Genomic DNA, 14,365 nt, shown 5'->3' with positions numbered 1-14,365 from the left:
TATCGGCCATCGCCCCTGCGCCCAGGGGCTTTCGCGTTTAAACCGGGCGCGGATGCGGCCGGGCCTGTTCGAGTTGCGCGGCCACCGACAGGATCGTCGGCTCGCCATTGGCCGGTCCGACCAACTGCACCGCCAGCGGGAGGCCGTCGGTCGCGACGCCCGCTGGCAGCGAGGCGGCCGGATGTCCGGTCGCATTCCACAGTCCGGTGTAGGCGACCATGGGAACCGAGGCGAGCTGTGCCCGGATGGAATTCGCACCGTCGAGGACGCCGACCCGGGGCGGGCGGTGCGCGATGGTCGGGGTCAGCAGCAGATCGCACTGGTCGAAGATGCGATCGGCCTTGCGGGCCGCCGTCTCGCCGCGGCGTATGGCCCACTCGACGACCGGCTGCCGCGCCCACGCACCGAGTACCGCGGTCTGGCGGGTGCGGCGTTCGAGCCGTTCCGGATGGTCGATGAACGGGAACTCGGCGCGCACACCGCCGTAGAACTGTGGGTAGAAGGCGAAGGTGAAGTCGGGGTAGCGCGGGTTGACCTCGATGACCGTATGGCCGAGTTGGGTGAGGAGTTCGGCGGTGTCGTGTACCGCGCGCACATGTTCCGGATCGGGTCGGGCCAGCATCGTCGGCGATTTCGTGCTGTAGCCGATGCGCAGTCCGGTGAGGGTGCGCCGCGTCGCCTCCTCGAACGACAGCACCGGATCGGGGGCCCGGAACCGGTCGACCGGCGTGCTGCCACGGATCACGTCGTAGACGATCGCGGAATCCTGGACGCCGCGCGTCAGCGGGCCGAGCACGCCGAGCGCCCACCACAGATGTGGGTATGGTGCGGTCGGCACCCGTCCGCGCTGGGTTTTGAGGCCGAAGAGCCCGCAGCAGGCCGACGGGATCCGGATCGAGCCGCCGCCGTCACCGCCGAGTGCGACCGGCACCAGACCGGCCGCCACCGCGGCGGCGGAGCCGCCACTGGAGCCGCCGGCCGAACGGGTCCGATCCCACGGATTGAGGGTCAGTCCGTAGGTGCTGGATTCGGTGTAGGGCCATTGACCGAATTCCGGCATGGTGGTCTTGCCGACAATGACCGCGCCCGCCGCCCGCAAGCGCCGAACCACTTCGGCATCGGCGGTCGCCGGGATGGTGTTGGCGCGAGTGCCGAAGGTGGTCACGGCCCCCGCGACGTCGATTTCGTCCTTCACCGCGATCGGGATGCCGTGTAACGGCCCGAGGTCTGCGCCCGCGGCGCGCGCCTGATCCCGTTCGATGGCTTCGGCGATGGCCTGTTCGTGCAGCACCGTGGTGAAGGCGTTGAGGTCGCCCGCCTGTTCGATCCCGTCGAGGGTCGCTTCGATCAGTTCGCGGGCCGATAGCGCACCTTGTTCGAGCAGGTCGCGCTGTTCCCGCACACCCGAGGCGACGACCTCACGAAGGTCCATCTCTACCGCTCCTCCCGACCCACGTGCCGTGTTGTTCCGAGCGAGCTGCGAGCAGCCGCCCGACAGGCGTGACCTGCGGAATCAGTCATTGATCCGAGCACCCGACAGTAGTTAGCCAACCGACCATTCCGCAATCGATACGCGGGTCGCAGCCGCCCGGTTCAATATCGCCGGTATCAATTCTCCGCCGATGCGCAGCGGCAGCGCTACAGCCACGGCACCCCGGCCCGGAGCAGCACATTGGCGTAGGGCCGGGCCTCGCCGGTGCGCACCACGAACCGGCAGGCCCCGATGCGCTGTTTGAAGTCGTCGTGGTCGATCAACTCCGCGTTCAGGCGGTGGCTGAGCAGCGTCGCGGCGTCCGGATTCCGCTCCGCGACGTCGCGGCTGCCCCAGGCGGCCTCGATGGTGACTTCGTCGAGGATCAGGTCGAGGATGGGCTCGAACCGGGGGAATCCGTAGCTGATGCCCAGGTCGATGACCGGCACGCCGACAGGTGTCGGCAGACCGGAGTCGCTGACGGCGAAGAGGTCGGTGTGGCGCAATGCCGTGAGCGCCGAGAGCAATTCGGCGTGTATGAGTCCGCTGGTGCGCAAGGTTTCGAATCCTTCTCGAAGGGGGTGCCCGGGTCAGACGAGTGGTCGGGCCGCGGGGATGGTCGCGAGCGCGGTGCCGATCTGGTCCGCGGTGGGGTAGGAGGCGTGGGTTCCCGGTGCCTGCACGGCGAGCGCCCCGGCCGCGGTGGCATAGGCCACGGCGGCGCCCAGTTGTCTACCCTCGGCGAGTGCGGTGGCCAGTGCACCGACGAAGGCGTCGCCCGCACCGGTCGAGTCCACCGAATTCACCGGTGGCGCAGGCTGATATCCGCCGGCGACCGGTGCCGGCACATCGCAGCGGTGGGCCCAGACCGAGCCGGCGGCGCCCAGGGTGGCGACGACGGACGCCACCCCGCGCAGACACAGCGAGCGGGCCAGGTGGAACGCCTGCTCGGGTGTCCGTGCGGTGGTCCCGGTCAATGCCGAGAGTTCGGATTCGTTGACGACCAGCGGATGGCAGCGCAGCAGCAGTTCATCCGGCAGCGCCGTCGCCGGTGCGGCGTTGAGGACGAACCGGCGGGCGTGCCGCGCCGCCCAGGCGACCACGCGCGGCGGCACCTCCAACTGTGCGACAACGACATCCGCCGACCGCAGCAGTTCGGCCTCGTCCATGGCGTCGAGTTCGGGGTCGGCTTCCCAACGGAAGTTGGCACCGGAGTCGACCACGATCTGGTTCTCGCCGTCGGCGACGGTGATATAGGCCGTGCCGGTCCGCGCGTCCTCGACCTCGCGGAGAGCGGACAGTCCAACACCATAGTCGCGCAACGATTTCCGTAGCTCGGGATCGGCATCGCGGCCGATCCTGGCAATGAATTCGACGCTGCCACCGGATCGGGCCGCCGCGACGGCCTGATTGGAACCCTTGCCGCCCAAGTTGGTTCGTGAGCGCAGTGCCAGCACGGTTTCGCCCGGGTGGGGCAGCCGTTCCACCTCGCACACGATGTCCTGGTTGACCGATCCGAGGACGACTACCGTCACGACTCGGCTCCGGTCTCGGTGACCTCCAGATTGCCGGGTGCGGCGCCGGTGATCAGCGCGACCATCCGGTCGCCGTCCACCTCGTCGATCCGGTGTGCGGCAACGGATCTGCCGCGCCGCAGCACCACGACGTTATCGCAGATCCGCATGACCTGTGCCAGGTCGTGGCTGATGATCAGGACGGTGATGCCGCGCTCGCGCAGGCCGCGCACCAGCTTCTCGACCGCCGCGGTCTCCCGCACGCCGAGCGCGGCGGTCGGCTCGTCCATGATCACCATGGATTTGCCCCAGGCCACCGCGCGGGCGATGGCGATGCTCTGGCGTTGGCCGCCGCTCATCCTGCGCACGGTGGTACGCACCGAGGGCACATCGACATCCAGGTCGCGCAGGATCTCGCCGCTGCGGGCGATCATCGCCCTGCGGTTGACGATGCCGAGCGGATACACCAACTCCCGGTTGAGAAATAGGTTCTGCCACACCGCGAGATCGTCGATGAGGGCGAGATCCTGATACACGGTCTCGATGCCCATCTTGCGCGCGTCCTCGGGCGAACGCAGACGCACCGGCTCGCCCTTGAACAGGATGTGCCCGGTATCCGGCGTCTGCACGCCGGTGAGGCAGCGCACCAAGGTCGACTTTCCCGCGCCGTTATCGCCGACCAGAGCGGTGACCTCACCCTCCGGAATCGTCAGCGAGACTCCGGCGAGCGCGCGGACCGAATCGAACGATTTGGTGAGTTCGCGCGCCTCGAGTAGTGGAATCGTCATGTTCTGGACCTACTTTCGGAACCGGGCGATCCCGGCGGCCAGCAGCAGCACCGCGCCGACGGCGACCGGCTGGTAGTACTGCGAGATGCCGAGAATGGTGAACCCGTTGATCAGCGAGGTGAACAGCACCGCACCGCAGACGGTACCGAGCACCGACGCCTTGCCGCCCGACAGCGACGAACCGCCGAGCACCACCGCGGCGATCGAGCTCAGCAGATAGGTGGTTTGCAGTGACGGATCCGCGCCGCCATTGCGGGCGACCAGCATGACACCGGCTATGCCGCACAGCAATCCGGACATGGCATAGGCGAACAGCCGGATCCGGTTCACCGAGATACCGGTGTCGCGCGCGGCCTCGAGTCGCCCGCCGGTGGCGAGCAGGTGGGTGCCGATCCGGGTGCGGAAGATGATCCCGGCCACCACGAGCGCCGCCACCAGTGCCAGCAGCCAGAACCAGCGCACCGGTCCGATGCCGTCGAGTGCGAGCCGTTGCAGGAAGTGGGAACTCACGGCCTCGGTATTGCCGTGCGTCAGCAGCAGCGTGATGCCGTTGAGCACACTCAGCATGCCGAGCGTGACCACGAAGTCGGTCATATGCAGTCGGCCGATGAGCACACCGTTGACGACGCCGACTGCCAGCCCGCTGAGGATCGCCCCCGCGATGGCGACCGCCATCGGGTAGCCGTGGCTGGCCAGGTAGCCCAGAACGGCTGCCGCCCAAGGGAGATTGGCGCCGACCGACAGATCGATACCGCCCACGGTGATCGCGAACTGCTGGCCGAGCGCCAGCACCGTCAGGATCGTCGAGGCGACCAGCAGGTCGCCGATATTGTCCGCCGTCAGGAAGTCCGGGGTGGCGATGAAGAACGCCACCCACAGCACGACCAGGGCCAGCGGTGCCGCGAATTCGGCGACCTTGGCGAGGATTTCCGTACGCCCCTCACGCGCACGGAGCTCGGCGGGTGCCTGGGCTGTCACTTGTTCAGCAGCCCTTCCACTGGGTTGTCGAATGCGACGATCGGACGCGGGAACGCGGAGATCTGCTGATCGACATTGTCCTTGCCGATGAAGGCGATGGGGGAGACCACGCGTTCGGGCAACGCCTTGCCCTGGTGCCGCGCCAGGCAGCTCTGGACCGCGAGTTGTCCTTCCGCATACGGGTATTGGGTCACCGTGCCGGTCAGAGTGCCCGCCTTCACCGCGTCGAGTGCGGCCTGGATGCCGTCGACGGAGATCACCTTGATCTGGCCGGTCTTGCCCGCGTTCTTGATCGCCTGCGCGGCGCCGAGGCCCATGGTGTCGTTGGCGGCGAAGATGCCGGTGATCTCCGGGTGCGCCTTGAGGATCGCCTCGGTGACCTGCAGACCCTTGTCTTGTTCGTAGTCGGCGGGCGCCTTCTGGACGATGTCCAGCTTGCCGGTGACGGCATCGGTGAAGCCCTTATCGCGATTGATGCCGTTCTGCTCGCCCGCGATGCCCTGCAGGATGGCGACCTTCCCGGTGCCGCCGAGCGCGTCGAGCATCCGCTGACCGGCGATCCGGCCCGCATCGAGATTGTCCGAACCGATGAAGCTCGCATAGGACACCCCGGCCTGCTCGGAGGCCTTCGCGTCGATCTGGGTGTCGAGGTTGAGGATCGGAATATTCTTGCGCGCCACCGGCGTCAGCGGCGTGATCACATTCGTGGCGTTGACCGGCACCACGCCGAAGCAGTCATAGCCCCGCGCGGCCAGCGTGGAGATCTGGGCGTTCTCACCGTCGGCGTCCGTCTCGGACTGCCCGGCCTGCACCGTGACCTTCACCCCGAGCCGCTGCCCCTCCGCGAGGGCGCCGTCGCGCAGGGCCGCCCAGTAGGGGTTGGTGAAGTTCCGGGTGACGATCGCGATCTTGAAATCGCCGTCACCCGCGTCCTGGCCACCGCGACCGCAGGCAGCGGCGGCGAGCGCGCCGATGAGGACAAGCGGCGCCATTGCACGCCTGAATCGAGCATTCATCGTGAGTTCGACCTATCCGTCTCAGGTATCAACTCGTGTTGATCAACGCGAGTTGATGAGTAGTGTGTGACCCGAGTCACCGGCTGTCAAGTAGTTGTGCGGAGTGCTTGGATGGACGGTCGGAGCGAGGAGAGGTTTCGGATGGCAGTCACACGAGCCGACGTGGCGCGGCTGGCGGGTACGTCACCGGCGCTGGTGAGCTATGTGCTCAATGGGGGCCCGCGGCAGGTCGCGCCCGCGACGAAGGCGCGCATCGAGGCCGCCATCGCCCAACTCGGCTACCGGCCCAATATGTCCGCGCGCAGCCTGCGCATGAACCGCGGGCATGCGCTGGGCATGGTGATCCCCGACGGGGCCAACCCGTTCTTCGCCGAACTGTCCGCGGTCATCGAGGCGGCCGCCTTCGCGCGGGGGTATCCGCTGTTCGTCGGCAATGCCGCCGGGGACCAGGAACGCGAACGCGCCTACGTGCGCACCTTCATCGATCGCAGAGTCGAAGGGCTGCTCGCGATTTCGTCGTCGTGGGAGACCGGTGTCGCCGACGCCTGCGAGGAGGCCGGAATGGTGCTCGTCGCGCTGGACCGTGTCATCGATCCGGCGCGCTGCGCGCATGTGATGTGCGATTCGGTCGCGGGCGCGGAGCAGGCCGTTGCGCATCTCATCGAGCATGGACACCGGGATATCGCCTGCCTCAGCGGCCCACACGTGTCCACCGCCGAGGACCGCGTACAGGGCTACCGCAATGCGCTCGCGGCCGCCGGACTCGCCGAAGGACGCATCGTGCGAACGGATTTCGGCGGCGCCGCCGGCTACCGTGCACTCGCCGAACTGATGGCCGACGCGCGCCGCCCCACCGCGGTTTTCGTGACCAGCGACCTCCAGGCGATGGGTATGCTGCGCGCGGCCTACGATGCCGGACTGCGGGTACCCGACGACCTCGCCGTGGTCGCCTTCGACGGCATCGAATACTCCCGCTATACACGGCCCGGCCTGACGACCATGGTGCAGCCCACTCGGCGCATGGGTGAGACCGCGGTCGATCTGCTGCTCCAACAGATCGAGGACCACACCGTCCGGCCGGGGGTGGTGAATCTCGAGGCGGTGCTGCACACCCGAGGTTCGTGCGGGTGCCCTGACGAGTTCTGAAGCCTTGTGCTTGCCCGCCTTGCCTGCGGAATCTCTGGCGTCAACGTCGGAATTGTTGTCCGCCGCTGTTGTACGGTTCAGGCGTTGTCTGACGCACGCGAGGCTGCAGAGTGTGAGGCTCGGGAGCGCAAGGAGGCTCAGGAGGCATTTAGAAAGAGGCCGGGAACGAGCACCGCCCACAACCTGCGAGAAGTGCTGTCCAACAAGGTGTAAGGCTGTGGCTCCGTGACGCCGCGCACGGGGCCACGTTCGCAGGGGAACGCCAACGCGCGTGACAAGGCCCAATAGACCCGGAGTGCTCGACTGCCCCCGTGACACTCCGCCCATAGCCCGTGACGGGTTTGTTTCCCCTTGCCTGTCACGGGGCTTCGCCGTATCTACAGGAGGAACAGATATGGAAGCCACAGCCGCACGCGCTGATTGGTTCGACGTCAGGAAGCGCCGCGCGGAAGCCCTTCGGCTGCGCGAAAGCGGGTTGGGTGTGGACGAGATACGAGAGGTAATGGGCTACAAAGGCAATCGCCTTGTTCGGAGTGACATCCGCAAGGCACGGGAACCCGTGCGACCGAAGCCCTCGCCACGCCCACGCATTCGGGAGGATGACGGGTTGCCGGTAGACGTGCTGACGTCTCGTGACCGAGCGACGCGACGGCATGATCGCGCAACGTGCGAAAGAGCGTCACGAGCGTCTTGAGGGCCTGCTACGCGCGTCCGGGTTGAGCGTGTCGCAAATGTCGGCGCAGCAGCTCGGTTCGCGTGTCTGGTCGCTGGAGCAGTACGACGGTTAGATCCCGAGGTTGCGCTGGGAGGCCATGCGGAACCATCAAGGCTGCGAGGCAGCATCATTCGGGCCTCACTAACCCCTTGTTGAGATTGATCTGAGCCGCGTGCTCTCGGATCGCATTGTCGTCTCGCGGGTAGATCTCGTGGAGTGCGACCTCGATCATCTCTGCGGTCTTGAGAGCTTCCCGAGTGGTTATCTTTCTGGGATCATGAACACCGCTGTTGCCGACCCATTTCGTAGCCTCCAGTAGTGCGCCAGGGCTCGGCATGGTCTTTTTGAAGTCTTTCAGGCGCGAATCCAGGGAGATCCAGCCCCCCTTCTGCGTCACCTTGGCAATGTTGTGGTCGTCCATCACGCGCTCGACTGCCGAACGCAACGCGCCTACAGCGGCCTGGGAATCCATCCACACCAGCGTCGATGCCCGTCGGATCTCGTCAGCCACGGGCTGTGGCACGGTGGCAGTGAGTTCGATGATCTGCGGTGCAGGCAGAAGCGTACGGACAGTCACAATGGCCCACAGGTCGAGAAAGTTCTCGCCGTCTCGAATGAGCAGCTCCCACCCGGTTTCGTAGGTTCCGCCTACGAGTATCCAAGCGCCGCAACGGCCGCGATTGCAGATCAAGTGTCCATGAAAGCATCCCTGCGGCGCGGTGGGGTCACCGTCGTAGGGGTCTGGGTCTTCCTCGGTTGTGTGGTCCTCGTAGATGAATTTGCCGACGTTGAGTGCGCCTTCTTCACAGGTCGGGCATGTCAGCGCGGGCCAGTCGCGCTCGCTGAAAGGTTCTGCCAGTTTCCGGATTTGCGCGCGCATGCCACCTGTCGTTTCACGTTCGAGTACCTGCTGCTGCCGATGCGGCGGACCGTCGGAGGCGTCGGCACAAGGAATGATCGCACGAGCTGCGCAGCGGTCAGTACCTGATCACTGATCAGATGAGCGGTGCTCGGTTGCACGTCGGAACAGGTGTGTGCAGGGTATGCGTGCGTGTCGGGTGTGGCCCGTACACTCTCGCGCTGTGTAGAAGTGGATAGGGGCCCACTGGAAGACAGTGATCGGCACCCTGCTGACGGTGGCAGCGATCGCGATCATTTTGGTGCTCGCGGTCCTCAGCGGTGCGGAGAAGCCGCCGACACGCTCCACCAACCTGTTGCTCGGTGTGGTTGCGGCTTCGTTCCAGGTCGCGGCCGGCTGGCTGTTTAGCGGGGTCGGGAAGGCGGATCCATCTCATGCTGAGGCGTCGGCTCGACGTCTAGTCACACTCGGTAGTCGGGTCGCAGGAGCGAGAGCGCTCGCTGAGCAGACATTTGACCGAGACAACCCGAAGCCGACACAGGCAGAGTTGAGGGTCGTCATCGGAAATCTGAGCGTCCACCTCAGCTACATAGAGAACGCTGTTGTTGACGGCGTAGACGACTGGCGCCTGGTTCATGGAGTTGCAGTTGAGCGCGCCCTTCAGCGGGCCTTGGAGCAAGCGAGAGGACAAGAAGAGAATGGCGATTGAGGACCCGATTGAAGGCCAGATCGTTGCTGTACTCGGCAATCGGGAGGTCATCATCGACAGAGGGCGGGAGCATGGTGTTGAGATCGGAATGCGGTTTGTAATCCTCGCTGAGCCGCAAGAGGTTGAACTCCCGGATTCGGATTTGACGATCACGGTGGAGCAGGCAAAGACGACCGTGAAAGTTGTTCGATTTGAGGGAGATACCGCGTCGGTGGCGCAGACGTTTCGTACAATTGCGGGGTCACCGGGACTAGCAGCGCTAGCTCAGCAGAGCGTATTCGCGCCGAATCCGGATCGCCCCGAGACCTTTTCGTATGACAAGGAGGATCGGGGTATCGACCCAGTTGACAAGACTGTTCGGCGCGGGGACGCCATACGGCAGGTCAGCGGTGACGAGTACTTCGATTAGCAAGCAGCATTCGTTGGTGTGTAGTCGTCTCATGTGCGGTGAGATGCAGATTTCGATACTGCACGTCGGAACTATGTGTATGGGTCATGATCGGACCGCAGATCGGCCATAGCCGCAGCGATCATCGCCCGCGCGTCCTGCCCGTGGATGGCTTGATCCTTGAGCCGGTGGAAAGCCTTGTCGTACAACGCTATCTCGCTGGGCTGGGTGATCGTCAGCTCAGCCGAGATGGTCTCGACCTGGACCATGCGGCTGTCGAACATGATGAAGTTGTTCACGGGCGTTCGATAGTCGGCTTTCGTCGGCACTATGCCCAGCACGACGCGAGGCAGAGACATCGCCGTGAGCAAGCGGTCAAGCTGCTCAAGCATCAAATCCGCGGTGCCTACGCGGGTGTGGAGAACCTGTTCTGCGAGGATGAAGTAGAAGCGGTGATTTCCTCGGTACAGCACTTGCTGACGTTCGAGGCGCGCGCCGAGGCTGGATTCAATGTCACTCTCTGGCTCGTCGTAGAAGTCGAGCACCATTCGGAGAATCGCCTCAGCGTAGGGCGGGGTCTGCAATAGGCCGGGTACGACGACGGGCTCGTACCATCGCATGAGGTTGGTCTTGGCCTCGGCGGCTACGGATTGTTTCTGCCTGTGCGGCAACCGCATTCGACGCCATTCGAGATACGAGGCTTCGACGTTGCGCAGGTTGGCGACGAGGTCGGGCAACTGGTCGTCGGTTCGGGTGTGGATGCACCAAGCCTGGAGGTCTGCGTCGGTCGGCGTCTGTTTCCCGTACTCGATTCGTGAAACCTTGGAACTGTGCCAACCGGCAAGCTCGGAGAGTTGCCTACCGGTCAGCCCAGCATCCTTGCGGAGGTTGCGCAGGCGCTCACCGAACGCCTCGCGTGCTTCCTTCGCGGTGGTAGTCACTTGACGTAGTCAGCATGAGGGACGGCTTTGTCCCACACCCGATTCCATGCCGCTCGCGCGTGGTCGACTAGCACCGGGTCGTGGGTGATGGCCCAGCCGGCATACCGCCCTGACGGCTCGAAGATGGTAAACGCAAGCGCCCGGTCGTCGAGAAGCCAGAAGTCATCAGTGGTCAGCTCGGACGGGTCGATCTGGTGGCGCGGATGGTATCGGATGTCCTCGCCCGCAGCGATGTTGCGGTGCGCGACGACCATGCTCCACCGCACATAGTCGGTGTGTGGCTCGGTCACGACGCGGGCACGCCGCACAATCCGGCCGGTGCTGGTGACTTCATGGATCAGGCCGTCCCACTCATCGCACCAGGCGTAGTCATCGGGTTCTCCCGCAAGGAACTTGCGGAACGGTTCGGCCTCCTCCGGTGTGCTGTACGAGTCTTGCAGTTCCAGGTGGTAGGCGCTGTGCTCGCAGGCGCGCAGGAGGTTGTCGATTTCCTCACCTTGAAGGAATTGCATCGGGTCGGATCTCCTGTGCTACGGGAACTTCTACGCTGGTCTCGTGGTCGGGGGTGTTCATCTGAGCGAGCGCATCGGGGTCGGTGACTGGCTTACCGCTGAGGATGAAGGTCCCGTGACCTGTGTCCCGGAGCAGTACACCTAGGCACGTCCCCGGCTCGAGGAACGCGAGTAGCGGGTGTGGAATCTCCACGTGGTCATCGTGTCCGGGCACCTTCCAACCTTGCACGACGTAAGTCCGACTGTCCGTGAGGAACAGCGTTGGACTGCCACCGTGGTTCGTGTTCTTGCCGAGGAACCTTAAGAGCATGGGTCTGCCTCCCGTTGAGACGTTGCGCCTGTTTGTGCACACCCATAAATCGTCGGATCCCAGGTGCAACCAGTCAACAAAAAGCTGCTGCTCGCGCAAACTCTAACAAACTCGTTCAGATTTGCGTGCTCAGGTTCTTAGGTTCGTCTGCAATGGGCCGGGTGAGGTGTCCACGTCCTTCACCCGGCTCAGAGCCAAACGAAAGGGCTTGGCGTGCAAGACGATCAGTGCCACGTGCGCATCGTGTTCGGACCTCTCGTGTTCGACTACAGCGCGGCGAGGCAAGCAGCGATTCTGTACGCGAAGGATGTAGGGGAATGGCTCGGCGTTCCCGTGCTGATAGACGACGAGGTTCGAGATGGCATGCCGCCCTTGCCTTGTGAGTCGTTATGGTCGTGATCGTCTTCAGCTTCGCCGTTGCCGCGGCATTCGCGCTCGGGTTCAGGCTGGGCCGCCATCGCTCCACACCGCGCCCGCCAGGACGACACAGCCGCGAGTACTTCACCACATCCGCCGCAACAACGCTCGAACTTCCGGCGGTCCGATCCCTTCCGCGCCGTCCCGTAACGAATAAGAGGAGACCATGATCCGCCGACCCGCGCTCGTCGCACTCGCCATCGCCCTGACTGGCTGCGCCGCGACCGACGAATCCACCGCCGCATCTACCACGATGACACAACCACCCGTCACGACGACACGGCCCGCCGTCACCACACCGGCCCCTCAGCCGACCACGGCACCCGCTACCGCGCCGATTCCGCCCGGATGCCAACCGGCACCAGCCGATACGGTGGCGACGATCTCGGCTGCGTTCTCCGACCCGTCGAACACGCTGGCCGATACGTACGTCATCACTGCTCCGGGCGGGCTCGCGTACATCGGTGCGAACATCATGCAGGGCACGACGAAGGTATCCAGCGCGGACGTATGGGTCACTCGCGGCGGGTCGTTGTATTCGCTGTCCGGGGATGCTCGGCGACGGACCACGCTGCCGGACGGGCGAAAGGTGTTGAGCGCCAGCGCTGGTGACGACTACGGCACGAAGGTTCAGGACTGTGTCAAAACGGCCGAACGGGCTCGCAACCGATCTGGGGGACGTTGACCGACCACACCCCCCGCGAATAGAGCCGTCTAGTTTCGATACTGGGCGGCTCTCACCGTTTCGGGGGGGGCGGGTGTGGGCATGACATCACGCGACGCACGACGTGATGCCCTACCGTATCCGTCTCTGATTCGTCTCCAGAGCGACTGGCACGTGCCCGCTCGAGTGATCGTGTGGTGACGATTCGCCAGGACCGTACGGACGCACTGAAGGTAGCTCAGTGTTGTCGGTGGGCTGTGGGACACTCCGCGCATGACCTTTCTGGGGGTTCCCACACCGCTGTGGGGCGGCGTCATCGGTAGCAGCCTGACCTACGCTGCCACGTATCTCCGTGAGCGTCGCAAGCTGGACGATGCATATCGAGCGCCGCAGCGAGACGTCATCGGGAAGATTGTTGCCGCATCGCATGAGCTCAAGGTTTGCGCGAGTGACATGGTCGATCAAGCTGGTCTGACCGGACGGCAGACGAGCATGGATGCCGCGCTGGCTAGCATTCGCGCATTCGAGCGCGCGATCCTCGGTCTTGAGGACGCATTCGCAGTCGGCAAGATCACGGTCGTCGATGCCGCTTGCTACGAGCAGATGCAGGTCGCCTATAACGAATACTCACAACTGCGGCGACGGACGAACTTCGCGGAGATGGTCCAGAATCCGGTACAGAGCTTTACGAACTTCATCATCGAGCTGAACAAGTACTCGGACATTCTCGATGGTGAAGTGGTGAAGCTCGTCAACATCAGCAAGGACAGGCTGTCACCGACGCAGACGCGCAAGAACAAGAAGGCCGTCACCGCAGCCCAGGAGCGGCTGATGACGAAGTACGGCGAATCGGTTAAACCACCACAAAGCCCTACACCGGAAACGGCGCAGGGCTGAGAGGTTCGCGAGGTTACTTCGCGTCGTCGGTGGGTGTGGGTTCGGTAGCCTTTGTGGCTTCTGCCTCGGCCTTGGCAGCCATTCGCGGCGGCGCGTTCCTTAAGCCACTTGGCGAACCGGGGCTTCATCGGGCCGACGTCCTTCGCGGTGAACGAGTAGCGAGCGCCAGCCCCGACAGCCTGGTAGTCGTCCGACGCACGCAGGACCACACGCAGCGTCTTCGGGTCAGTGCCGAGCGCTTCGGCAACCTGCTTGGTGGTCAGGGCCTCGGTGGCGGGCTTCGTGGTGGTCTTCTTCGCGGCGGGCGTGGTCATCGTGGTCTCCTTCGTCGGTGTCGCCTTGATGGCGTGCGACGGCAACGTAAGGAACGACGGGAGCGCGTGTCAGGCGCGACGACTGGACTCCGTGGCAAGCTGTGACCTTCGCGCCGACGACTGGCGCTGTGGGCGTAGGAGTGTGTCACGCAGTGTGACACCGAACGTCGCATGACGACGCGATATGTCGGGAGACGAAAGATGCCTCTCACCTGCGCAGAAGCGCGAATATCCGGTACTACGCGATGTCACGCAGGACGCTACTCGGCTTTCTCGTAATGAAAACGTCGGGGGTTCGATTCCCTCGAGCGGCTCCATCAAGAAACCCCCTGAAGTGGTTTTCACGACGGGGGCCTCTTTGTCTGAAATCGCTCGTTCGTTCGGTGTGGTCACATTGTGTGCAGAAATGTCATCCCGCTCGGCGAGGTACCACCCGCCGAGACGACGCTGGAGCTGCCACCGGTCACGGATCATGCACCGTGCCCACCCGTGAGGCAGCGAAATCGTCCGCCTGGTTTGAATTCTGGTCGGCTCGAACGGTTTTGGGGCCTATCGGTGTATGGCGGGACCACGCAAGCTGCCATGGGGTCGACTGCGCAACGGCCCATGTTGTCGATGACCGGGGTTACGTGGGAACGGATGGAAGTGGCTCCGTGTTGTCGGTGGTGCGTGGGACCCTCCGCTCATGACCACCCTCCCGTGTTCACTATCCTTTCGTCCGACTCG

At 64.6% G+C, this 14,365-nt stretch carries 15 protein-coding genes; 5 read left to right on the top strand and 10 right to left on the bottom strand.

Annotated elements, in window-relative coordinates:
- Positions 1–37 precede the first annotated feature (37 nt).
- From ACQP2D_RS28415 to ACQP2D_RS28390, 6 genes are all read right to left on the bottom strand, one after another.
- A complete protein-coding gene (locus ACQP2D_RS28415; RefSeq protein WP_433678982.1) occupies positions 38–1,432 on the bottom strand; it encodes an amidase in 1,395 nt (464 codons plus the stop codon).
- Positions 1,433–1,638: 206 nt separating this feature from the next.
- Positions 1,639–2,028 carry a D-ribose pyranase gene (gene rbsD / locus ACQP2D_RS28410; RefSeq protein WP_433678981.1) on the bottom strand — a complete coding sequence of 130 codons (390 nt, stop codon included), beginning with the start codon at positions 2,026–2,028 and terminating at the stop codon, positions 1,639–1,641.
- 33 nt (positions 2,029–2,061) lie between these two features.
- A complete protein-coding gene (locus ACQP2D_RS28405) occupies positions 2,062–3,006 on the bottom strand; it encodes a ribokinase (RefSeq protein ID WP_433678980.1) in 945 nt (314 codons plus the stop codon).
- The gene (locus tag ACQP2D_RS28400) at positions 3,003–3,773 is read right to left on the bottom strand and encodes an ATP-binding cassette domain-containing protein (protein WP_433678979.1); all 771 of its coding nucleotides are present in this window, start codon (positions 3,771–3,773) and stop codon (positions 3,003–3,005) included. The genes ACQP2D_RS28405 and ACQP2D_RS28400 overlap by 4 nt, the downstream gene beginning before the upstream one ends.
- 9 nt (positions 3,774–3,782) lie before the next feature.
- Positions 3,783–4,751 carry an ABC transporter permease gene (locus ACQP2D_RS28395; protein WP_433678978.1) on the bottom strand — a complete coding sequence of 323 codons (969 nt, stop codon included), beginning with the start codon at positions 4,749–4,751 and terminating at the stop codon, positions 3,783–3,785.
- Positions 4,748–5,743 carry a sugar ABC transporter substrate-binding protein gene (locus tag ACQP2D_RS28390; RefSeq protein WP_433678977.1) on the bottom strand — a complete coding sequence of 332 codons (996 nt, stop codon included), beginning with the start codon at positions 5,741–5,743 and terminating at the stop codon, positions 4,748–4,750. Before ACQP2D_RS28390 ends, ACQP2D_RS28395 begins: the two co-directional genes overlap by 4 nt.
- 165 nt (positions 5,744–5,908) lie before the next feature.
- Here ACQP2D_RS28390 and ACQP2D_RS28385 point away from each other — a divergent pair, with 165 nt between their 5' ends.
- Both ACQP2D_RS28385 and ACQP2D_RS28380 read left to right on the top strand, forming a co-directional pair.
- Positions 5,909–6,913 (top strand): LacI family DNA-binding transcriptional regulator, encoded by a 1,005-nt coding sequence (locus ACQP2D_RS28385; RefSeq protein ID WP_433678976.1) that lies wholly within the window; start codon positions 5,909–5,911, stop codon positions 6,911–6,913.
- Between the two features lie 632 nt (positions 6,914–7,545).
- The gene (locus ACQP2D_RS28380; RefSeq protein WP_433678975.1) at positions 7,546–7,701 is read left to right on the top strand and encodes a hypothetical protein; all 156 of its coding nucleotides are present in this window, start codon (positions 7,546–7,548) and stop codon (positions 7,699–7,701) included.
- A gap of 54 nt (positions 7,702–7,755) precedes the next feature.
- On the opposite strand, the gene ACQP2D_RS28375 is transcribed toward ACQP2D_RS28380, so the two are convergent.
- Positions 7,756–8,508 carry a DUF4145 domain-containing protein gene (locus ACQP2D_RS28375; RefSeq protein ID WP_433678974.1) on the bottom strand — a complete coding sequence of 251 codons (753 nt, stop codon included), beginning with the start codon at positions 8,506–8,508 and terminating at the stop codon, positions 7,756–7,758.
- Positions 8,509–8,743: 235 nt separating this feature from the next.
- On the opposite strand from ACQP2D_RS28375, the gene ACQP2D_RS28370 reads away from it, so the two are divergent.
- Together ACQP2D_RS28370 and ACQP2D_RS28365 are read left to right on the top strand one after the other, a co-directional pair.
- Positions 8,744–9,196 (top strand): hypothetical protein, encoded by a 453-nt coding sequence (locus ACQP2D_RS28370; protein WP_433678973.1) that lies wholly within the window; start codon positions 8,744–8,746, stop codon positions 9,194–9,196.
- Positions 9,186–9,605: a hypothetical protein gene (locus ACQP2D_RS28365; RefSeq protein ID WP_433678972.1), complete on the top strand. Its 420-nt coding sequence runs from the start codon at positions 9,186–9,188 to the stop codon at positions 9,603–9,605. Before ACQP2D_RS28370 ends, ACQP2D_RS28365 begins: the two co-directional genes overlap by 11 nt.
- A 71-nt stretch (positions 9,606–9,676) precedes the next feature.
- Here ACQP2D_RS28365 and ACQP2D_RS28360 read toward each other — a convergent pair whose 3' ends face one another.
- The 3 genes from ACQP2D_RS28360 to ACQP2D_RS28350 form a co-directional block, all read right to left on the bottom strand.
- The gene (locus ACQP2D_RS28360) at positions 9,677–10,525 is read right to left on the bottom strand and encodes a helix-turn-helix domain-containing protein (protein ID WP_433678971.1); all 849 of its coding nucleotides are present in this window, start codon (positions 10,523–10,525) and stop codon (positions 9,677–9,679) included.
- On the bottom strand, positions 10,522–11,037 hold the full coding sequence (locus tag ACQP2D_RS28355; RefSeq protein ID WP_433678970.1) for a DUF6879 family protein: 516 nt from the start codon (positions 11,035–11,037) through the stop codon (positions 10,522–10,524). The genes ACQP2D_RS28360 and ACQP2D_RS28355 overlap by 4 nt, the downstream gene beginning before the upstream one ends.
- 1,033 nt (positions 11,038–12,070) lie before the next feature.
- Complete coding sequence (locus tag ACQP2D_RS28350) at positions 12,071–12,199, bottom strand: hypothetical protein (protein ID WP_433678969.1); 129 nt, start codon at positions 12,197–12,199, stop codon at positions 12,071–12,073.
- A gap of 502 nt (positions 12,200–12,701) precedes the next feature.
- Here ACQP2D_RS28350 and ACQP2D_RS28345 point away from each other — a divergent pair.
- Positions 12,702–13,325 (top strand): hypothetical protein, encoded by a 624-nt coding sequence (locus tag ACQP2D_RS28345; RefSeq protein ID WP_433678968.1) that lies wholly within the window; start codon positions 12,702–12,704, stop codon positions 13,323–13,325.
- The last annotated feature ends 1,040 nt before the right edge of the window (positions 13,326–14,365 follow it).

The organism is Nocardia sp. CA-119907, from assembly GCF_050955995.1.
In the GTDB taxonomy this organism is placed as follows: domain Bacteria; phylum Actinomycetota; class Actinomycetes; order Mycobacteriales; family Mycobacteriaceae; genus Nocardia.
Note: the sequence above shows the minus strand (reverse complement) of the source record. Positions and strands in the feature narration are given on the sequence as shown.

Excerpts from the sequence above, each read along its gene's own strand:
- ACQP2D_RS28400 (WP_433678979.1), bottom strand. The coding sequence starts at position 3,773 with ATGACGATTCCACTACTCGAGGCGCGCGAACTCACCAAATCGTTCGAT.
- ACQP2D_RS28345 (WP_433678968.1), top strand. The coding sequence starts at position 12,702 with ATGACCTTTCTGGGGGTTCCCACACCGCTGTGGGGCGGCGTCATCGGT.
- ACQP2D_RS28375 (WP_433678974.1), bottom strand. The coding sequence starts at position 8,508 with ATGCGCGCGCAAATCCGGAAACTGGCAGAACCTTTCAGCGAGCGCGAC.
- ACQP2D_RS28385 (WP_433678976.1), top strand. The coding sequence starts at position 5,909 with ATGGCAGTCACACGAGCCGACGTGGCGCGGCTGGCGGGTACGTCACCG.
- ACQP2D_RS28415 (WP_433678982.1), bottom strand. The coding sequence starts at position 1,432 with ATGGACCTTCGTGAGGTCGTCGCCTCGGGTGTGCGGGAACAGCGCGAC.
- ACQP2D_RS28355 (WP_433678970.1), bottom strand. The coding sequence starts at position 11,037 with ATGCAATTCCTTCAAGGTGAGGAAATCGACAACCTCCTGCGCGCCTGC.
- ACQP2D_RS28390 (WP_433678977.1), bottom strand. The coding sequence starts at position 5,743 with ATGGCGCCGCTTGTCCTCATCGGCGCGCTCGCCGCCGCTGCCTGCGGT.
- ACQP2D_RS28365 (WP_433678972.1), top strand. The coding sequence starts at position 9,186 with ATGGCGATTGAGGACCCGATTGAAGGCCAGATCGTTGCTGTACTCGGC.
- ACQP2D_RS28350 (WP_433678969.1), bottom strand. The coding sequence starts at position 12,199 with ATGACGTACGTATCGGCCAGCGTGTTCGACGGGTCGGAGAACGCAGCC.